The following is an 18,145-nucleotide window of genomic DNA, read 5'->3' as shown; positions in this document are numbered from 1 at the left end:
CCCCGGGGGCGGTTATCTGGCGCCGGCGCCGCCCCGGGGCCCGGGGGGGGCGCTGGGGGGCGGGGGTCGGGGGGGGGGGCGGGTGCGCGCGCCCCCCCCCCGACTCACCGTGGGTGACCCGCCATGGGTGTCCCTATGGGTACCGAGTCACCATCGGTACCAGCGACTGCGACCGCCGGACGATGTAGTACCGCGCATCAGGAAGCCGAGCACCCACAGCACCAGAACCACCAGTGCGACCCACCAGAGCAGCTTCAACGCGAAGCCGGCACCGAACAGGACCAGGACAAGAAGCAGGACAAGCAGAATCGGAACCATGTTGTGAACCTCCTGCCCTCCGAGTAACCCGAAGACGGAGATTCAGACGTCCTTTCGGCACAGGATCTCCGCATGCAGGACGGAGAACCAGCCGTCCTCCCGCCGGCCCCACTCCCGCCAGGCCTCCGACGCGGCCCGCAGCTGCTCAGGGGTCGCGTGTCCGCCCTCCGTGGCCCGCTCGGCGTACGCCGACGCCAGTGTCCGGTCCGCCCACAGGCCGCTCCACCAGGCCCGTTCCTCGGCCGTGGAGAAGGTCCAGGTGGAGGAGGTCGCCGTGATGTCGGTCAGCCCCGCCGCCAGCGCCCAGGACTTCAGCCGACGCCCGGCGTCCGGCTCGCCGCCGTTGGCCCGGGCCACCCGCCGGTAGAGGTCCAGCCAGTCGTCCATCCCTCGGGACGCCGGGTACCAGGTCATGGCCGCGTAGTCCCCGTCGCGGACGGCGATGAAGCCGGTCGGTTTGGTGACCCGCTTCATCTCTCGCAGCGCCTGCACCGGATCGCCCACGTGCTGGAGCACCTGGTGGGCGTGGACCACGCAGAACGTGTCGTCCGGGAAGTCCAGCGCGTGGACGTCGGCGACCGCGAAGTCCACGTTGTCCAGGCGCCGTTCGGCGGCCGTCGCCCGCGCCTGCTCCAGGATGTCGGGCGCCTGGTCGACACCGGTGACGTGCCCGTCGGGGACCAGTTCCGCGAGGTCGGCGGTGATCGTGCCGGGGCCGCAGCCGATGTCCAGGATCTTCATGTGCGGCTTCAGCGAACCGAGCAGGTAGGCCGCGGAGTTGGCGGCGGTTCGCCAGGTGTGCGAACGCAGCACCGACTCGTGGTGGCCGTGCGTGTAGACGGCGGTCTCCTGCGGCCTGGACATGGCTGGTCCCCTCTCGACGTACCTGCTCGCGGGGCGCTCACGACCCCGTCGGCGGTACGTCTCACGGTACGCGCGCATGCCGAATGATGAGACCCGGATATTACGATGTGGACTGACGGATCGTCAGGCGGCTTGCGGCCCGTCAGTCCGCATCGCGGCAGGGCGAGGGGGTCACGGCAGCAGGCGGTAGACACGCAGTGCGTGCGGCAGCTTCTCCACCGTCACCCGGCCGGTCGCCTCGGTGACCTCGCCGTCGTAGGCGAGAAGCGTCCCCGGGGCCACGCCGTCCAGACGCAGTCGCGTGACCTGGACCGCCGCGTGCGCGGGGGAGCGGGTCAGCGGGCCCGCGGCCGCGGCGGCGAGCAGCCGCAGCGCGGGGCGCCGGCCCCCGTGCACCACACGGACGTCGAGCCGGCCGTCCGCGAGGTCGAGCCGGCGGGCCGGAGCCAGGCCCATCCGGTGGTAGGTGCCGTTGCCGACGAACAGCAGCCACAGCGGGTGGGTCTTGCCGCCGACCTCGGCCTGCAGCGGGTGCTGGTCCGTCCGCAGCACCCGCAGCGCCCCGACCACCCCGGCCGGCCAGCTGCCGATCCGGTCCGACCAGCGCTCCCGCTCACGCACCAGCTCCGGATAGACGCCCAGGCTGAAGGTGTTGAGGAAGATGCCCTTGGTGCCGCCGGCGTCGAACCGGGCGACGTCCACCCGCACGCCCTCGCCGCCCTGGATCGCGCGGGCCAGGGTGCGGGCGTCCTCCACGCCGAGGTCGTAGGCGAAGTGGTTGAGGGTGCCGCCGGGCAGCACGGCGAGGGGCAGGTCGTGGCGCAGGGCGATCTCGGCCGCGGTGTTCACCGTGCCGTCGCCGCCGCACACGCCGAGCACCGTGGCGCGGGCCGCCGCCTTCTCCAACTCGGCCTGTATGTCGGCCGGTTCGCACTCGACGATCTCGGCCAGCGGCAGATTGTCGCGCAGCGCGCGCACCCGGTCGGCGGTGCCCGAGGCGATGTTGGCGACCATGACCAGACCGTCGCCGTCCGGCAGCGTCGGCAACTCGGTACGGGGCCGGGCCGGCGAGACCGACTGCACCCGGGTGGGCACCAGACCCCGTACGGCGAATCCGGCGACCGTGCCGAGGACGGCGCCCGCGAGCACGTCGCTCGGGAAGTGGACGCCCGTGTAGACGCGGGACATCGCCACCGAGAACGCGATCGGGCCGATCGCGGCGCCCCAGGCCGGCGACTCCAGGGCCACCCCGGTCGCGAAGGCCGCCGCCGACGCGGCGTGACCGGAGGGGAAGGACGTGGTGATCGGCTGCCGCTTCAGCTGCCGGGCGACCGGTACGGGATCCAGGACGGGGCGCGGTCGCCGTATCGACCGCTTGCCGATGGTGTTGATGGTCAGCGAGGCCACGCTGAGGGAGGCGAGCCCGCGGGCGGCGGCGCGCCGGGAGCGCGGGGTGCGGGCCGCGGTCAGGGCCGCCGCCGCGACGAACCACAGCACGCCGTGGTTCGCGGCCCGGCTCAGCCGCGGCAGGACGGGCTCCGCGGCCGGCCAGTTCCGCTCGGCCGCGAACTCGAACAGCCTGGAGTCGAGCGCGAGCAGCCGGTCCCGCAGGGGATGCAGGCCGGGCTTGGGAAGGGTGAGGTCGACGTCTGGGCTCATATGGTCCCGCTACCCTGAACTCGCCGTTTCTTGTCCGGCGGACGGCAACCGACACCCGGAGGGTCCCCGCATGCGTCTGATTCTCGTCCGCCACGGCCAGACGCCGTCCAACGTCGCCTTCGTCCTGGACACGGCGATCCCGGGACCCGGACTGACCGCCCTGGGCGAGCAGCAGGCCGCCGCCCTGCCCGAAGCGCTCGCCGACGAGGACATCGAGGCCCTCTACGCCTCCACCATGGTCCGTACGCAGCTCACGGCCGCCCCGCTGGCCGCCGCGCGCGGCCTCGACGTCGTCGTCAGGGCCGGCATCCGCGAGCTGTCCGCGGGCGACCTGGAGATGCTGCCGGGCGACGCGGAGCGGGCCCGGATCTACATGCGCACGGTGTTCGCCTGGGCGGCCGGGGACACCGAGCTGAGGATGCCGGGCGGCGAGAGCGGCGCCGAGGCGCTCGCCCGCTACGACGCCGTCGTCGCCGAGGCCGCCGACAGCGGGGCCGGGACGGTCGCCATGGTCAGCCACGGCGCGGCCATCCGGATGTGGACCGCGGCCCGCGCCGGCAACGTCGACGTCCCCTTCGCCGCCGCCCACCCCCTCGACAACACCGGCGTGGTCGTCCTGGAGGGCTCGCCCGCCGACGGCTGGAAGGCCGTCTCCTGGGCGGGCGCGGTGGTGACCCCGGCCGGCGAGGGCGGACCCGCCGGGCAGGCGTTGGACTGAGCCCGCTTTTCGACAGACGGGCCGGGCGGGATAACGGTTTGCCCGACCCGCCGGGCGGCCCGCAGAATGCCTGTTCATGGGACATCTGGAAGCCGCACACCTCGAGTACTACCTCCCCGACGGGAGGGCGCTGCTCGGCGATGTGTCGTTCCGGGTGGGCGAAGGGGCCGTCGTGGCCCTGGTCGGACCCAACGGCGCCGGCAAGACGACCCTGCTCCGGCTGATCTCCGGCGAGCTGAAACCGCACGGCGGGACCGTCACCGTCAGTGGCGGCCTGGGCGTGATGCGGCAGTTCGTGGGGTCCGTACGGGACGAGACGACCGTACGCGACCTGCTGGTGTCGGTCGCCCCGGCGCGCATCCAGGAGGCGGCGGGGGCCGTCGACCGGGCCGAGCACCTCATCATGACCGTCGACGACGAGGCGGCCCAACTCCAGTACGCGCAGGCCCTGTCCGACTGGGCCGAGGTGCACGGCTACGAGTTCGAGACCCTGTGGGACATGTGCACCATGGCCGCGCTCGGAGTGCCGTACGACAAGGCGCAGTTCCGGCAGGTGAGCACCCTGTCCGGCGGTGAGCAGAAGCGGCTCGTCCTGGAGGCGCTGCTGCGCGGCGCCGACGAGGTGCTGCTGCTCGACGAGCCGGACAACTACCTGGACGTGCCCGGCAAGCGGTGGCTGGAGGAGCGGCTGAAGGAGACGCGCAAGACGGTGCTCTTCGTCTCCCACGACCGCGAACTCCTCTCCCGCGCCGCCGAGAAGATCGTCTCCGTCGAGCCCTCGCCGGCCGGCGCCGACGCCTGGGTGCACGGGGCCGGGTTCGCCACCTATCACGAGGCCCGGCGCGAACGCTTCGCCCGCTTCGAGGAGTTGCGGCGCCGCTGGGACGAGAAGCACGCGCAGCTGAAGAAGCTGGTGCTGAATCTCCGTCAGGCGGCCTCCATCAGCCATGAGTTGGCGTCCCGTTATCAGGCCGCCCAGACGCGACTGCGCAAGTTCGAGGAGGCGGGACCGCCGCCGGAGCCGCCGCGCGAGCAGGACATCACGATGCGGCTCAAGGGAGGCCGTACCGGCGTAAGGGCGGTCACCTGCAAGGGACTTGAGCTGACCGGTCTGATGAAGCCCTTCGACCTGGAGGTCTTCTACGGCGAGCGGGTCGCCGTCCTCGGCTCCAACGGCTCCGGCAAGTCGCACTTCCTGCGGCTGCTGGCCGGCGACGAGGTGGCGCACACGGGGGAGTGGAAGCTGGGCGCGCGGGTCGTGCCGGGCCACTTCGCCCAGACCCACGCCCACCCCGAACTGCGGGGCCGCAAACTCCTGGACATCCTGTGGTCGGAGCACTCCCAGGACCGGGGCGCGGCCTCCTCCCGACTGCGCCGCTACGAGCTGACGAACCAGGCCGAGCAGACCTTCGACCGCCTCTCCGGCGGCCAGCAGGCCCGCTTCCAGATCCTCCTGCTGGAACTGGAAGGCGTCACCGCTCTGCTCCTCGACGAGCCCACCGACAACCTCGACCTGGAATCCGCCGAGGCGCTCCAGGAGGGCCTGGAGGCCTTCGACGGCACGGTCCTCGCGGTCACCCACGACCGCTGGTTCGCCCGCTCCTTCGACCGCTACCTGGTCTTCGGGAGCGACGGCCGGGTCCGCGAGACACCGGAGCCGGTGTGGGACGAGCGGCGGGTGGAGCGGGTCCGCTAGGCGCGGGCCCGGCCGGTTGTTCGTACAGTGGATGAGGAGACGCCGGCTCCACGGCACCCTTCCGGAGCCGTACCCACGACGAGCGGGGCACCACGATGACCGGAGTCGAGCCCAGCCGACTGGACGACCAACAGCTCATGAAGGAGCTGGAGACGATCCACCGCACGCGCCACGACACCCTGCTGCACGGCTCCGTCGACGCCCTGCGGGCGCACAACGTCCGCATGGCGTCACTGGAGGGCGAGTTCCTGCGCCGCAATCCCGAGCGCATGGTCGCCGCGGGCCGCACCCGCGAAGGGGCGCGGGAGCGGTCCTCCGGCAGCTGACCCACCCGCGCCGCCCCGGCGGCAGCTGATCTGCCCGCTCACCTACCCGCGCCGCTCCGGGTCCGCGCCGACGAGGGCGTCGGTCAGTTCCTGGACGCTGGTGTAGCGGGCCGTGTGGGGCAGACGTGCCACCGGATCGGCCAGGGCGTCGGGCGCGTGCGCGTCCTGGAGGGTGAGGGCCAGGGCGAACGGGTCGGCCGGGAACGAGTGGCGGCCCAGATAGCGGGAGAGCTCCAGGCGGATCGCCTCCGGGGGCGCGGACGGGCTGCCGGGTGCGATCGGACCGCCCGCGAGTTCCGGGTCGTCCTCGGCGGCCGGCTCGGAGCCGTGCCGCTCCTCGGCCCGGGTGGGGTGACCGGACCTGAGCAGGTCCCGCAGTTCGTGCTTCAACTCCTCGTCTCGGTGGGCGCTGAGCCGGTTGCTGCCTCGCTGCATGTGTCCCTCCTGGGTCTTCGGACGGATCTTCGGTGCGTGTGCGGCGCCTACCCGAACAGCGGTCGTCGACACGGGTGTTTGCCCGGAGAAGTCGAGGGCAGGCGGAGGTCAAGTGCTTCGGACCGGAGGCACGTCCGTGGGAACGGCTCTATCGCCGCCACGGCCGTGTCCGCCCGGATGCCGGCCGCAATTCCCACGGTGACCTTCACCCGAAGCACCACCGAGGGAGTTGCGACGCAACCATGCCTACCAAAGTGAGCGCGAAGCACCACCCGCACGACGACGCCCCCGACACCGCGGAGGCCTTCCGTACGCTCGCCGCGCTGCCCGCCGGCCAGCAACGGGACACCCTGCGCGAGAAGTTGGTCGAGGCCTGGCTGCCGATGGCCGACCGGCTCGCGGGACGCTTCCGCAGCCGTGGCGAGAGCTTCGAGGACCTGCGCCAGGTCGCGGCCCTCGGCCTGGTCAAGGCCGTCGACCGGTACGACCCGGCCCTGGGGAACGCCTTCGAGAGCTACGCCGTACCCACCATCACCGGCGAGATCAAGCGGCACTTCCGGGACCACATGTGGACCGTGCACGTGCCGCGCCGCGTCCAGGACCTGCGCAACCGCGTCCGGTTCGCCGGCCAGGACCTGTCCCAGACCATCTCCGGCCGCCGCCCCACCGTCGCGGAGATCGCCGCGCAGGCGAACATGAGCGAGGAGGACGCGCGAGCGGGACTGGAGGCGCTGGAGAGCTTCACGGCGCTCTCGCTCGACGCGGAGCTGCCCGGCAGCAACGACGGCTACTCCCTGAGCGACGCGCTCGGCGCGCCCGACGGGCGACTGGACACGGTGGTGGACCGCGAGGCCGTCGCACCCCGCCTCGCCGCCCTGCCCGAGCGCGAGCGGACCATCCTCTACATGCGGTTCTTCGACGACATGACCCAGAGCCGCATCGCCGAGCAGCTGGGCATCTCCCAGATGCACGTCTCCCGGCTCATCAACCGCTGCTGCACCCAGGTGCGCGAGCAGGTCATGAGCGGCGCGGCCTAGGCGCAGGGGTCGGGTTCGAGTTCGGGCTCAGGTACGAGTTCGGGTTCGAGTTCTGGTTCGGCGGGACGCTCCCCCGTGGGTCCACGGGGGAGCGTCCCGCATGTCACCCGGTCGGCCGTGCGCGTCCCGCGAATGGTGTCCGGCCGCGCGCGCGGCGCCGTCGGGCGGGCTGTGATGGCTGCGGGGGCACGAACTCCGTGTCCCCGCAGCCGCCGGCCGAAGGAGCCCTTCCCATGCGCCGCACCGCCCGTGTCCTGTCCGCCGCCGCCCTGGCCGGTGCCGCGCTCGGCGCCGCCGCCTCGGCCGCCTTCGCGGACCCGGCCGCGGAGGTCAGCCCGAGCAACGTCTCCCCGGGCGGCAGCGTCACCGTCTCGGTCTCCTGTGACGCCACGAGCGGCACCGCGCCCGCCACCCTCGACGCCACCTCGCAGGCCTTCGACGACGGCACCGTCCAGCTCCAGCGCGTGGCCGGCAACGACGACGCGATCGCCGGGCCCGCCTACCGCGGCACCGCCCGCATCGCCCCCGCCGACGACTTCCCGGACCGCGGCCCGAACGCGGTCACCCGGGACTCCGCGTGGACCGTCGACGGCACCTGCCCGGCGGCGCCCGGCGGCCAGGGCAAGGCCTGGAGCGCCACCTTCACGGTGACCCGCGGGAACGGCGGCGGCCGGACCTGCGCCGAACCCCACGCCGACACCTGGGTCCAGCCCCGCACCGACACCCGGGTCGAGCCGCGCACCGAGGACTGTGCCGCCGCCCCCGTCCAGCGCGGCGTCGAGGCCGGCGAGGGCGGTACGTTCACCGACTCCGTGCCCGCCCTGGTCGCCGGCGGCGTCCTGATCGCGGGCGGCCTGGGTGCCGCCGCGTACCGGCTGCGCCACCGGGACGCCGCCGTGGACAGGTGACCCGGCGGCCCGCGTCCGGCACCGCCCGGGCGACCGGAGCAACCCTGCGCACACCTGCCGGCGTCAGTCACCCCGGGTACGCGGATCCCGACGGCACGACCTGCCTCGTACGCACCGGTGACCACCGGGCGTGGCGGCGGGGCCGGCCGGCGGGACGGCGACGAGGAGGCGGCTTACCGGGCGCGGACGCACCGGACGGGGGGGACGGGGATGGACACGGGGCCGGGGACCGGGACGCGGCCGGGGGCGGACGGACGTCCCACGGTCTCGGAGGGCGACGGACACGGCAGCAGGCACGGCGCGGAGGTACGTATGCGGCGGACGGCCCCGGAAGGCCACGGCCCCGTCCGCTACGGGCCGCATCTCCCCGAGGACGGGCTGCCCGTGCTGCCCGAACTCGGCGCCGCACTCGCCGCCGCGGCGGGCAACGCCGACGGGGAGCCGGTCGGCGGCGGCACCGCACTGCGGGAGGCCGCCTGCGGCTACTGGCAGCGCCGCGGACTGCCCGTCGAACCCGCCGGGGTCGCCGCGGGACCCGGCGCCCCCGCCCTGCTGCTCGCGCTGACCGCGGCCCTCGGCAGCGACGTCCTGGTGCCCCGGCCGTGCGCGGCCTGGTGGGCGCCGTACGCACGGCTGCTGGGCAGGCCCGTCTTCCATGTGGCGACGCCGGCCGAGTGCGGGGGTGTGCCGGATCCGTACGCCCTGCTGGAGACCGTGCGCCGGGTGCGGGCCGAGGGCGGGGATCCGCGGCTGCTGGTGCTGTCCGTCGCCGACGACCCGACCGCGACCGTGGCGCCGCCCGACGTGCTGCACGCGTGCGTGGAGGCCGCCGTCGAGGAGGGGCTGCACGTGGTCAGCGACGAGACCTGGCGCGACACCGTGCACGCCCCGCACGACTCCGTGCAGCTCAGCCCCGCCGAGATGCGGCCCGACCGGGTCACCGTCGTCACCGACCTGGCCGGCGCCCTGCTGCCGGCGGGCTGGCCGGCCGCGATCGCCCGCTTCCCGGCCGACGAGGACGGAACCGCCCTCCACGCGCGCGTGCTCGACGTCCTCACCGCCATGGGCGCCTGGATCGCCGGCCCGGTCGCCGCGCCGGCCGCGTACGCCCTGACGGAACCCGCGCCGGTCACCGCGCGCCTCGCCGCCGCCGTACGCCTCCACGCGCGCGTGGCCGCCGCCGCGCACCACGCGGTCGTCGAGGCCGGTGCGGTGTCCCGTCCCCCGCAGGCGGGCCGTCACCTGTACGTCGACCTGGACCCGCTGCGCCCCGCGCTCACGGCGCACGGCGTCGGCGACGCCCAGGAGCTTGAGGACTTCCTCGCGGCCCGGCTCGGCATGCCGGCCCCCGGCGGTCACCGCTTCGGCGACGAACTCGGCGCCCTGCGCGTCCGGTTGTCCACCGGCCCGCTGCTGGGCCGTACGGACGACGAACGCGCGGAATGCCTCACGTCACCCACGCCGTTGGAACTGCCACACGTGCAACGCGCGTTGATCCGACTGAAGTCGGTCTTCGACGATCTCCGCGACGACGCTCAGCGATGGGAGCCTCCTCGATGACGCAACAGTCAGAGTCGACCACCACGAGTACGACACCGCAGACGACCATGCCCTCCACGCTCCCGATGACACCGTTGTCCCCGCTGGCCCCGCCGCCGCCCTCACCGCCGCTCGCCGAGCCCCGTCCGCAGGGTGAGCGGCGGGTGTGGCCGCGGACCTTCCACGACCGTCTGACCGCCCCGTTGCCCGGCCTCAAGGCCACGGCCCGCTTCGCCCGCGAGGGTTCCGTGCGCCCCGGGCGCGAGGGCCTCGCCGACATCCCCCGGCTCCCCTTCGAACCCGGTCCGCTGCCCCGGGTCGACGCCCGCACGGTCGCCGTCTCCTGGGCGGGACACGCCAGTTGGGTCGTCCGGATCGGCGGCCTCACCGTCCTCACCGACCCGGTCTGGTCCCGCCGCATCCTGGGCACGCCCGCCCGCATCACCCCGGTCGGCGTCGCCTGGAGCGCCCTGCCGCGCGTCGACGCGGTCGTCATCAGCCACAACCACTACGACCACCTGGACGCCCCCACCCTGCGCCGACTCCCGCGCGACACCCCGGTGTTCGTGCCGGCCGGGCTCGCCCGCTGGTTCCGCCGCCGCAGATTCACCGCCGTGACGGAACTGGACTGGTGGGAGGCGGCCGAACTGGACGGCGTCCGCTTCGACTTCGTCCCCGCCCATCACTGGTCCAAGCGCTCCCTCACCGACACCTGCCGCACGCTGTGGGGCGGTTGGGTGCTGACCGCCCGCGACGGTCAGCGCGTGTACTTCGCCGGCGACACGGGGTACGGCCACTGGTTCGACCGTATCGGCAGCCGTTACCCGGGCATCGACCTCGCCCTGCTGCCCATCGGGGCCTATGACCCCCGTTGGTGGCTCAGCGACGTCCACTGCGACCCCGAGGAGGCGGTCCGCGCCACCCAGGACCTCGGCGCCCGCCGGATGGCCCCCATGCACTGGGGCACGTTCGTCCTCTCGGCGGAACCGGTCCTGGAACCCCTCACGCGCGTGCGCGCGGCGTGGGAGAAGGCGGGGCTCGCGCGGGAGGACCTGTGGGACCTGCCGGTGGGAGGGTCGCGCGTGCTGGGGGAGTGAGCGGGGAGATCGGCGAACGTAGGCCCCTACGGTCCGAGGAACGCTCGGATCGTGGGGGCCGTCGCGCGGGCCAGGTCCTCGGCGGTGCGGAGTTCTCCGTCGATCCGGACCGTGGCCGGCTCGCCGTGCGGGAGAGCGGCGGCGGCTCCTCGGCCAACGCGGTCGGGTGGGTCGGTGCCGGGGAAGACCAGGGCCGGCGCGGTGATCGTGGCCAGTTCGGCCACGCTGCGGAAGGAGCGGTCGTGGCCGATCGCCGCCGCGGCCACGATGCCGGCGGGGTCCGAGCGCGGGACGGCGTCACGCACCATGGCGCCGACGACGGGCGGGAGCGCGGCGAGGATCGGCGCCCAGCCCGTTTCGATGCCGTCGGCCGCGACCCGCTCGGCGAACGCGCGGACCCCGGAGTCGGGTACGCGTCGACCCGCCGACCGATACCGCGTTCCCGCCACCCCGCGTCCGAGGGCCGGTGCACTACGCCTGTGCCCGAGCCCCGTCCTAAGCCGTCCGAGGCTTCCGCACCCGGCGCCAGAGAGTAGGTGCCGTGCTGATCACCACCGTCAGGGCGACCGCGGCGACCACGCCCTCCCAGGGTTCGTTGAAGAGGGAGCCGCCGAGGACGCCGATCAGCTGGTAGGTGACGGCCCAGGCGAGACAGGCCGGGAGGTTGCCGCGGGCGAAGCGGCGCATCGGCCAGCGCGCCAGGAGACAGGCCAGCATGACCGGGAGGCGGCCCGCCGGGACAAGGCGGGACAGGACCAGTACCGCCACCCCGTGGTCGGCCAGCTTCTCCTGCGCCTGCGTGAGGCGCTCCTCCGGCGCCCGGGAGCGGATCGCCTCCAGCCAACGCGAGCCGTTCTTCGAGTGCAGGCCCCGCCGCCCCAGCCAGTACAGCGTCGCGTCCCCGAGGAACGCGGCCAGCGACGCCGTCACGAAGACCAGCACCATCGCGAGCGGCGCCGTCTGATGGATGGCCACCACGGCCGCCGAACTCACCAGCGCCCCCGTCGGCACCACCGGCACCAGCGCCCCGAGCAGCACCAGCAGGAACAGCGTCGGATACCCGATCGCCTGCTGCGCGGTCTCGGGCGCGGTCGTCGTCGAGGCCGCGGCCAGCGCTATCACCGGGCGACTCCCACGCGCACGCTCTCCCCGTGCCCGAGCAGATGCACGGCCACGTCGGGCGCGCGCTCGGCCGCGATGCGTACGAACTCCTCGCCGGGGGCGTGGAATTCATGGGGGCGCACCGCGTCCATCCCGATCGGCCAGTACGTGCCGTAGTGCACCGGCACCGCACTGCGTGGCGCCAGCCGGGCCAGCGCCTCGGCCGCCCGCCCCGCGTCCAGATGCCCCTCGCCGAGATACGGGCCCCAGCCGCCGACCGGCAGCAGTGCCACGTCGACCGGCCCGACCTCCTTCGCCATCGAGTCGAACAGGCCGGTGTCCCCGGCGAAATACGTCCGGGCCTCGCCCTCGACGACGTAGCCGAGCGCGGGCGAGCGGTGCGGGCCGACCGGCAGCCGCCGCCCGTCGTGCCGGGCCGGCACCACCCGTACCACCACGTCACCCACCGGGATCACGTCCCCGGGCGCCACCTCGGTCACCGACAGCTGAGTGAGCCGGCGCAGCCCCGGTACCGCCCGTGGTGCGCCCCGGGGCACCAGCAGGCGCGTGCCCGGATCGAGCCGCTCAAGGGAGGGAACGTGCAGGTGGTCGGCGTGCAGATGGGAGACCAGGACCAGGTCCGCGCGTCGGGCGTCGGCCGTCGGGACCGCCCCGCGCCGGCGGCGCAGATGCGCGAGCCGGCGTGCGAACAGGGGATCGGTGAGCACACGCACGCCCGAGTCCGCGACCGTGCAGGTGGCGTGACCCCACCAGGTGATCTCCACCGGCACTTCTTTGCCTCCTTCGCGCGACTCCCCGAAGCCTACGGGCTGGAGTAGGGTCGGCGGCGAAACCCGGAGGTGAGGGGGACGCCATGGGACCGGTGCGGGTCACTGCGATCGCGAGTCTGACGCCGCTCGAAGAGCTGGACGACGACCCCTTCCTGGTGGACTCCCGCAGCCAGCACGCCATGTGTGCCCGCTGGGCCGCCGAGCGGGGCTTCATCGTCAGCCGGGAGCTTCTGGTCCGAGGGCTGCGGGCCGACCACTGTGTGCTGTGGGACGGGGTCCGGCCCGGGTCCGACCTGTTCGTGGCGCCCAGCCGACGGGTCCTGGAGAGCGCGCTGTCGTCCGTCGAGGAGTTCACCGCGGAGTGCGCGCGACGCGGGGTGCGGGTGGAGACCGTGGGATCGGCGGAGCCGGCCTACGACGCGCAGATGAAGGCGCGGGTGCATCGCCGCCTGTCCATGCCGACGGCCGGATACGACGGCCGCTGACGGGGACGGGCGGTCGCCGACGGGGACGACCCGTCGTTTTCCGGAAACCGGTCGGTCCGGGCCGTATGACAGGGTAGGGAGACAGGGGCCCGCTCCGGCGTCGGGCCGGGACGTGAGGTGGCAGGGCGTGCGTGGCGGGCGTTGGCGGCGGATCGCCAGTCAGATGGGGCGCAGCATCGCCGTGTGGGCCGTCTCCACGGTCACCATGCTCGTGCTCGCCGGGATCCTGCCGGACTTCCAGATCCAGTCACCGGACGGCGACAGCGCGACCCGGATAGCGGTCACCGCGGCGTTCGGCGCCGGCGCCTTCGGTCTGCTGTCGGCGCTGGTGTGGCCGCTGCTCGTCCGGCTGCTGCTGCTCGTACCCGCCCTGGTCCTGGGCCTGTTGGTGTTCGTGCTCAACGGGTCGCTGCTGCTGATCGCGCTGCGCATCAACCCGTCGGGACGGGGCGAGGTGGCCCCGGAGACCGCCGTCGTGGTGGCCGCCGTGATGTCCGCCGTCGCCTCCGCCACCGGCGGTGCGCTGGCCGTCCGCGACGACGACGCCTACCGCCGCCGCCTCTACCGTCTCGCCGACCGCCGCCGCGACCGCGGCCCGACCGGTCCGTCCAGCCCCGGCACCGTCTTCCTGCAACTCGACGGCGTCGGCCACGACGTGCTGCTCGCCGCCGTGGGCAAGGGCCTGATGCCGACCGTCGCCGGCTGGCTGGAGGGCAGCCACCGGCTCACCCCGTGGCGCACCGACTGGTCCAGCCAGACCGGCGCCAGCCAGCTCGGCATCCTGCACGGCAGCAACTTCGACGTGCCCGCCTTCCGCTGGTACGAGAAGGACACCCGCGAGGTCATGGTCTGCAACCGGCCGACCAGCGCCGCCGAACTCCAGCGCCGCGCCGTCGAGCGCACCGGCGACGGCGGCCTGCTCAGCGCCGACGGCGCCAGCCGCGGCAACCTGTTCAGCGGCGGCGCCGACGAACAGGCCCTCGTCCTGTCCATCGCCACCCGCAGGCGCGGGCGCGAGAACCGGTCCAGGGCGGGCTACTTCGCGTACTTCGCCGACCCCGCCAACGCCGTGCGCACCGCGATGTCCTTCGTCGCCGAGGTCGGCCGTGAGATCGGCCAGTCCACCCGTTCCCGGGCCTGCAAGCAGCGCCCCCGCGTCAAACGCGGCGGCCTCTACCCCCTCATCCGCGCCTTCGCGACCGTCGTCGAACGCGATGTCGTCGTCGCCGCGGTGATGGGCGACATGTTCGCCGGGCGCACCTCCGTCTACGCGGACCTGGTGGCGTACGACGAGGTGGCCCACCACTCCGGGCCGCGCAGCCGGGACGCGGAGAAGGTCCTCGCCCGGCTGGACCGCTCGCTCGCGCTGATCCAGAACGCCTCGGAGCACGCCCCGCGGCCGTACCGGATCGTCCTGCTCTCCGACCACGGCCAGAGCCCCGGCGAGACCTTCCGGTCCCGCTACGGCCTGGGCCTCGGCGAACTGGTGCGAGCTGGTTGCGGGCTGCCCGTGCCGCGCAAGGCGCGGCGCACGCACAGCGGGGCCGAGGCGCGCGCCGCCGTGCGGGCCGCGCTGCGCCGCCCGGTCGAGGAGGGCGGCGAGCAGCACCGGCCCTCCCGCCGCTCGGAGCCGATCGTCCTGGCCTCGGGCAACCTCGGCCTGGTCTCCTTCCCGGACGTGCCGCACCGGATGAGCAAGGAGGAGATCGACGCCCGCCATCCCGCCCTGCTGACCACGCTCGCCAACCACCCCGGCATCGGCTTCCTGCTGGTGCGCAGCGAGGAGCACGGCGGGGTCGTGCTCGGCGCGTACGGCGCCGAGATCCCGTTGGACCAACTCGACGGGGATCCAGGCCCGTTGGGGGCGTTCGGAGCCGGCGCCGCCGACGCCGTGCGGCGCACGCACGGCTTTCCGCACACCGCCGACATCATGGTCAACTCCGCCCACGACCCGGCCGACGGCGAAGTCCTCGCGTTCGAGGAGCAGATCGGGTCGCACGGAGGGCTCGGCGGGGCGCAGGGCAGACCGTTCCTGCTCTCCCCGGTCGCGTTCTCCCCGCCGGTCCAGGAGGGCTGCGAGCTGGTCGGGGCCGAGTCGGTGCACCGGGTGCTGCTGCGCTGGCTGCGCGAGACGCACGGACCGCAGGTGCCGCTGCCGGCCCGGGAGGACCGCGCGGCCTAGCGGCTCGCGCGGGTCCGGCGGCCGAATAATCGGCTGCGTCGGATCGGCTCCCCGCACACACTGGTCGTATCGGACGTCGCATGTCGCCCGCCCCCCTCGACCATCCCAGGAGCAACTGCGTGCAGGCAGCCGTCACCGTCACCCCGGCCCGTATCCCCGAACTGCTGCTCGGCCTCGCCACCGTGCGGCCGGTCTTCCTCTGGGGCGCGCCCGGCATCGGAAAGTCCTCCCTGGTAAGGGAGTTCGCCGAGTCGCTGGGGCTGGAGTGCGTGAGTCTGCTCGGGACCCAGCTCGCGCCGGAGGACCTGATCGGGGTGCCGCAGATCAGGGACGGGCGCTCGGTGTTCTGCCCGCCGGAGGCGATCGCCCGCGACGAGCCGTACTGCCTGTTCCTGGACGAGCTGAACGCGGCCTCGCCGGACGTGCAGAAGGCGTTCTACTCGCTGATCCTGGACCGCCGTATCGGCAATTACGAGCTGCCGAAGGGCTCGATCGTCATCGGCGCCGGCAACCGCGCCACCGACAACGCGCTCGCCCGCCCGATCGCCTCCGCCCTGGTCAACCGGCTCGCCCACGTCCACCTGGAGGCCTCCGCCACGGACTGGCTGACGTGGGCGGCGAACAACGACGTCCACCCCTGGGTCCTGGACCACCTCACCGACCGGCCCGACCACCTGTGGTCCAAGCCGCCGAAGACCGAGGAGCCGTTCTCCACGCCCCGTTCCTGGCACATGCTCTCCGACGCGCTGCACTCCTTCGGCCGCGACCTCGACGAGGAGACCCTGAAGGTGCTCGCGCACGGCACGCTGACGCCCACGCACGCCACCGCCTTCTGCGGGTACGTCAAGATCGTGCGCAGCCAGTACGGCATCGAGGCCATCATCAAGGGCGACGCCGGCTGGCCGCACCGCATGCAGGACCGCGACCTGCTGTACTACCTCGCCGAGTCGTTCCGCGGCCGGCTGGTCAAGGAACTCCCGGTCAGCAAGGAGCACATGTCGGCGAGCGGCCGGCAGACCGCGTACCGCGCCAAGTCGTTGCTCGTGCAGCTCGCCGAGATCTCCGTCGAGGTCGCGCAGACCGTCATCGCCTCCGACGCCGACGGCAACCCCGTGCTGCCCTCGTGGTTCCTCGTCGAGGCGGCCCGGGACATGCCGCGTCTGGTGGAGGCGCGTCGGTGAGCCGGGCCCGGACCAAGGGCGAGAAGAAGCGGGACCTCGCGGCCGAGGCCTTCGCCGAGGGGATGCGCCTGGTCGGGGCCAACCCGGCGCTCGCGGCGGTGGAGTTCAACGTCTGCCGGCACGAGGACTGCCGGCTCGCGCCCCGGGACGGCCTCGTGCGCGTCGACTCCGACGGCGACCTGCACGCCCACCCGAAACGCCTGGCCGAACCGGCCGACTGGGCCTGGGCGGTGGCGCACGCCGTGCTCCACCTCGGCTTCGGACACGTACCGGCCGTCAAGGGCGAGCGCACCCAGCCGGACCGCTTCGACCTCGCCGCGCGCTGCGTCGTCGTCAACCGCTTCCTGCTCGGCTTCACCATCGGCAGGACCCCCGAGGAGCTGCCCACCGCCTATCCGGACGGTGACGAGGAGCAACTCGCCGCGCGCTGGCGGCGGGACGGCCTGCCGGCCGCGTACGAGCACTGCGGTACGGCGGGCGGTGAGGCCGACCAGCTGCTCCTGCCCTGGCACGGCTGGCTGGGCCAACCCCCGGACTGGCAGCTGGCGTTCGCCACCGCGCTGACCCGGACCGTGTCGGCGGCGATGGACATGGCGGGCGGCCGCCGCGATTCCCTGACCGGACAGATCGCCGAACTGCGGCCCTGGCAGCGGGCGTTGAGCTGGTTCGTCTCCTCCTACCCGCTGCTCGGCGGCATCGCGGCCGGCATCAAGCTGGTCGCCGACGCCGAACTCGCCCGCGCCCACGGCATCGCGGTGGCCGCCGTCAACACCGAGGCCGGCGAGATCTACGTCAACCCGCTGCGGACCTTCGACGACGAGGAGTGGCGGTTCATCCTCGGCCACGAGATGCTGCACGCCGCCCTGCGCCACGGCGACCGCTGCGGCACCCGCGACCCCTACCTCTTCAACATCGCCTGCGACTACGTCGTCAACGGCTGGCTCAGCGAGATGCAGGTCGGCACGATGCCCGAAGGCCTGCTGTACGACCGCGAGTTGACGGGCCTGTCCGCCGAGGAGGTCTACGACCGGATCGCCGGCGACCTGCGCCGCCTGCGCCGCCTGGCCACCCTCCGGGGCAAGGGCGTCGGCGACGTGCTCGGCGCCCCGCTGGGCCCGCCCGGCGACTACGTCGACCTCGACGAGTTCTACCGGCGGGGCCTGTGCCAGGGCCTCGACCTGCACCAGCAGCAGGAGCGCGGCTACCTGCCCGGCGGCCTGATCGAGGAGATCCGCGCCCTCAGCCACCCGCCGCTGCCCTGGGACGCCCGACTGGCCCGCTGGTTCGACGAGTTCGTGCCCCGACCCGAACCGGTGCGCTCCTACGCCCGTCCCTCGCGCCGCCAGTCCTCCACCCCCGACATCCCGCGCGCGGGCCGGTACTTCCCGCCCGAGGAGATCGCCCGCTGCACCTTCGGCGTGGTCCTCGACACCTCCGGCTCGATGGACCGCGTCCTGCTCGGCAAGGCACTCGGCGCGATCGCCTCGTACGCCGAGGCCCGTGACGTACCGGCCGCCCGCGTCGTCTTCTGCGACGCGGCCGCGCACGACGCCGGGTTCGTGCCGGTGACGGAGATCGCCGGCCGCGTCCGCGTGCACGGCCGCGGCGGTACGGTCCTCCAGCCCGGCATCGATCTCCTGCACCGCGCGGACGACTTCCCGCCCGGTGCCCCGATCCTGGTCATCACCGACGGCTGGTGCGACGTCCTGCGGGTGCGACGCGAGCACGCGTACCTGATCCCGCAGGGCGCCCGACTGCCGTTCAGCGCGCGGGGGCCGGTGTTCCGGGTGCGCTGACCTCACGGCGTG

At 73.7% G+C, this 18,145-nt stretch carries 18 protein-coding genes; 11 read left to right on the top strand and 7 right to left on the bottom strand.

Annotated features, from left to right (window positions below):
- Positions 1-147: 147 nt before the first annotated feature.
- The 3 genes from ACIP6U_RS48300 to ACIP6U_RS48290 all read right to left on the bottom strand — a co-directional run bounded on the left by ACIP6U_RS48300 (position 148) and on the right by ACIP6U_RS48290 (position 2,841).
- Positions 148-318: a hydrophobic protein gene (locus ACIP6U_RS48300; protein WP_401729880.1), complete on the bottom strand. Its 171-nt coding sequence runs from the start codon at positions 316-318 to the stop codon at positions 148-150.
- 42 nt (positions 319-360) lie between these two features.
- Complete coding sequence (locus ACIP6U_RS48295; protein WP_401729878.1) at positions 361-1,182, bottom strand: class I SAM-dependent methyltransferase; 822 nt, start codon at positions 1,180-1,182, stop codon at positions 361-363.
- Positions 1,183-1,353: 171 nt separating this feature from the next.
- Positions 1,354-2,841, bottom strand: coding sequence for a bifunctional phosphatase PAP2/diacylglycerol kinase family protein (locus ACIP6U_RS48290; protein WP_401729876.1), 1,488 nt, complete (start codon positions 2,839-2,841; stop codon positions 1,354-1,356).
- 70 nt (positions 2,842-2,911) lie between these two features.
- On the opposite strand from ACIP6U_RS48290, the gene ACIP6U_RS48285 reads away from it, so the two are divergent.
- From ACIP6U_RS48285 to ACIP6U_RS48275, 3 genes are all read left to right on the top strand, one after another.
- Positions 2,912-3,559, top strand: a complete 648-nt coding sequence (locus ACIP6U_RS48285) for a histidine phosphatase family protein (RefSeq protein WP_401729874.1) — start codon at positions 2,912-2,914, stop codon at positions 3,557-3,559.
- Between the two features lie 76 nt (positions 3,560-3,635).
- Entirely contained in the window at positions 3,636-5,255 is a 1,620-nt protein-coding gene (locus tag ACIP6U_RS48280) for an ABC-F family ATP-binding cassette domain-containing protein (protein ID WP_401729872.1), read from the top strand.
- Between the two features lie 95 nt (positions 5,256-5,350).
- On the top strand, positions 5,351-5,581 hold the full coding sequence (locus ACIP6U_RS48275) for a DUF6158 family protein (protein ID WP_124001763.1): 231 nt from the start codon (positions 5,351-5,353) through the stop codon (positions 5,579-5,581).
- 42 nt (positions 5,582-5,623) lie between these two features.
- Here the strand turns inward: ACIP6U_RS48275 and ACIP6U_RS48270 are convergent, their stop codons facing one another.
- The gene (locus ACIP6U_RS48270; protein ID WP_401729870.1) at positions 5,624-6,016 is read right to left on the bottom strand and encodes a DUF2795 domain-containing protein; all 393 of its coding nucleotides are present in this window, start codon (positions 6,014-6,016) and stop codon (positions 5,624-5,626) included.
- A 242-nt stretch (positions 6,017-6,258) separates the two neighbouring features.
- On the opposite strand from ACIP6U_RS48270, the gene ACIP6U_RS48265 reads away from it, so the two are divergent.
- From ACIP6U_RS48265 to ACIP6U_RS48250, 4 genes are all read left to right on the top strand, one after another.
- Positions 6,259-7,053: an RNA polymerase sigma factor SigF gene (locus ACIP6U_RS48265; protein ID WP_401729869.1), complete on the top strand. Its 795-nt coding sequence runs from the start codon at positions 6,259-6,261 to the stop codon at positions 7,051-7,053.
- Between the two features lie 233 nt (positions 7,054-7,286).
- The gene (locus ACIP6U_RS48260) at positions 7,287-7,961 is read left to right on the top strand and encodes a hypothetical protein (RefSeq protein WP_401729867.1); all 675 of its coding nucleotides are present in this window, start codon (positions 7,287-7,289) and stop codon (positions 7,959-7,961) included.
- 312 nt (positions 7,962-8,273) lie between these two features.
- A complete protein-coding gene (locus ACIP6U_RS48255) occupies positions 8,274-9,521 on the top strand; it encodes an aminotransferase class I/II-fold pyridoxal phosphate-dependent enzyme (protein WP_401729866.1) in 1,248 nt (415 codons plus the stop codon).
- 47 nt (positions 9,522-9,568) lie between these two features.
- A complete protein-coding gene (locus ACIP6U_RS48250) occupies positions 9,569-10,597 on the top strand; it encodes an MBL fold metallo-hydrolase (protein ID WP_401729886.1) in 1,029 nt (342 codons plus the stop codon).
- Positions 10,598-10,623: 26 nt separating this feature from the next.
- Here the strand turns inward: ACIP6U_RS48250 and ACIP6U_RS48245 are convergent, their stop codons facing one another.
- From ACIP6U_RS48245 to ACIP6U_RS48235, 3 genes are read right to left on the bottom strand one after another with little or no spacing between them, the layout of a single operon-like run.
- Positions 10,624-11,046 carry a hypothetical protein gene (locus tag ACIP6U_RS48245; protein WP_401729864.1) on the bottom strand — a complete coding sequence of 141 codons (423 nt, stop codon included), beginning with the start codon at positions 11,044-11,046 and terminating at the stop codon, positions 10,624-10,626.
- Between the two features lie 46 nt (positions 11,047-11,092).
- Positions 11,093-11,719, bottom strand: a complete 627-nt coding sequence (locus tag ACIP6U_RS48240; RefSeq protein WP_401729863.1) for a DedA family protein — start codon at positions 11,717-11,719, stop codon at positions 11,093-11,095.
- Positions 11,716-12,489 (bottom strand): MBL fold metallo-hydrolase, encoded by a 774-nt coding sequence (locus tag ACIP6U_RS48235; protein WP_401729860.1) that lies wholly within the window; start codon positions 12,487-12,489, stop codon positions 11,716-11,718. The genes ACIP6U_RS48240 and ACIP6U_RS48235 overlap by 4 nt, the downstream gene beginning before the upstream one ends.
- Positions 12,490-12,572: 83 nt before the next feature.
- Here ACIP6U_RS48235 and ACIP6U_RS48230 point away from each other — a divergent pair, with 83 nt between their 5' ends.
- The 4 genes from ACIP6U_RS48230 to ACIP6U_RS48215 all read left to right on the top strand — a co-directional run bounded on the left by ACIP6U_RS48230 (position 12,573) and on the right by ACIP6U_RS48215 (position 18,133).
- Positions 12,573-12,974, top strand: coding sequence for a hypothetical protein (locus ACIP6U_RS48230; protein ID WP_401729858.1), 402 nt, complete (start codon positions 12,573-12,575; stop codon positions 12,972-12,974).
- Positions 12,975-13,137: 163 nt separating this feature from the next.
- Positions 13,138-15,156, top strand: a complete 2,019-nt coding sequence (locus ACIP6U_RS48225) for a phage holin family protein (RefSeq protein ID WP_401729884.1) — start codon at positions 13,138-13,140, stop codon at positions 15,154-15,156.
- A 119-nt stretch (positions 15,157-15,275) separates the two neighbouring features.
- A complete protein-coding gene (locus ACIP6U_RS48220) occupies positions 15,276-16,337 on the top strand; it encodes an ATP-binding protein (protein WP_401729857.1) in 1,062 nt (353 codons plus the stop codon).
- A 62-nt stretch (positions 16,338-16,399) separates the two neighbouring features.
- Positions 16,400-18,133, top strand: a complete 1,734-nt coding sequence (locus tag ACIP6U_RS48215) for a hypothetical protein (RefSeq protein WP_401729882.1) — start codon at positions 16,400-16,402, stop codon at positions 18,131-18,133.
- Positions 18,134-18,145: the final 12 nt, after the last annotated feature.

Source organism: Streptomyces sp. NPDC088794 (assembly GCF_044750545.1).
Taxonomy (GTDB): Bacteria; Actinomycetota; Actinomycetes; order Streptomycetales; family Streptomycetaceae; genus Streptomyces.
This window is presented reverse-complemented; position numbering and strand designations above follow the sequence as displayed.

Excerpts from the sequence above, each read along its gene's own strand:
- ACIP6U_RS48300 (WP_401729880.1), bottom strand. The coding sequence starts at position 318 with ATGGTTCCGATTCTGCTTGTCCTGCTTCTTGTCCTGGTCCTGTTCGGT.
- ACIP6U_RS48295 (WP_401729878.1), bottom strand. The coding sequence starts at position 1,182 with ATGTCCAGGCCGCAGGAGACCGCCGTCTACACGCACGGCCACCACGAG.
- ACIP6U_RS48290 (WP_401729876.1), bottom strand. The coding sequence starts at position 2,841 with ATGAGCCCAGACGTCGACCTCACCCTTCCCAAGCCCGGCCTGCATCCC.
- ACIP6U_RS48285 (WP_401729874.1), top strand. The coding sequence starts at position 2,912 with ATGCGTCTGATTCTCGTCCGCCACGGCCAGACGCCGTCCAACGTCGCC.
- ACIP6U_RS48280 (WP_401729872.1), top strand. The coding sequence starts at position 3,636 with ATGGGACATCTGGAAGCCGCACACCTCGAGTACTACCTCCCCGACGGG.
- ACIP6U_RS48275 (WP_124001763.1), top strand. The coding sequence starts at position 5,351 with ATGACCGGAGTCGAGCCCAGCCGACTGGACGACCAACAGCTCATGAAG.
- ACIP6U_RS48270 (WP_401729870.1), bottom strand. The coding sequence starts at position 6,016 with ATGCAGCGAGGCAGCAACCGGCTCAGCGCCCACCGAGACGAGGAGTTG.
- ACIP6U_RS48265 (WP_401729869.1), top strand. The coding sequence starts at position 6,259 with ATGCCTACCAAAGTGAGCGCGAAGCACCACCCGCACGACGACGCCCCC.
- ACIP6U_RS48260 (WP_401729867.1), top strand. The coding sequence starts at position 7,287 with ATGCGCCGCACCGCCCGTGTCCTGTCCGCCGCCGCCCTGGCCGGTGCC.
- ACIP6U_RS48255 (WP_401729866.1), top strand. The coding sequence starts at position 8,274 with ATGCGGCGGACGGCCCCGGAAGGCCACGGCCCCGTCCGCTACGGGCCG.
- ACIP6U_RS48250 (WP_401729886.1), top strand. The coding sequence starts at position 9,569 with ATGCCCTCCACGCTCCCGATGACACCGTTGTCCCCGCTGGCCCCGCCG.
- ACIP6U_RS48230 (WP_401729858.1), top strand. The coding sequence starts at position 12,573 with ATGGGACCGGTGCGGGTCACTGCGATCGCGAGTCTGACGCCGCTCGAA.
- ACIP6U_RS48225 (WP_401729884.1), top strand. The coding sequence starts at position 13,138 with ATGGGGCGCAGCATCGCCGTGTGGGCCGTCTCCACGGTCACCATGCTC.
- ACIP6U_RS48215 (WP_401729882.1), top strand. The coding sequence starts at position 16,400 with ATGCGCCTGGTCGGGGCCAACCCGGCGCTCGCGGCGGTGGAGTTCAAC.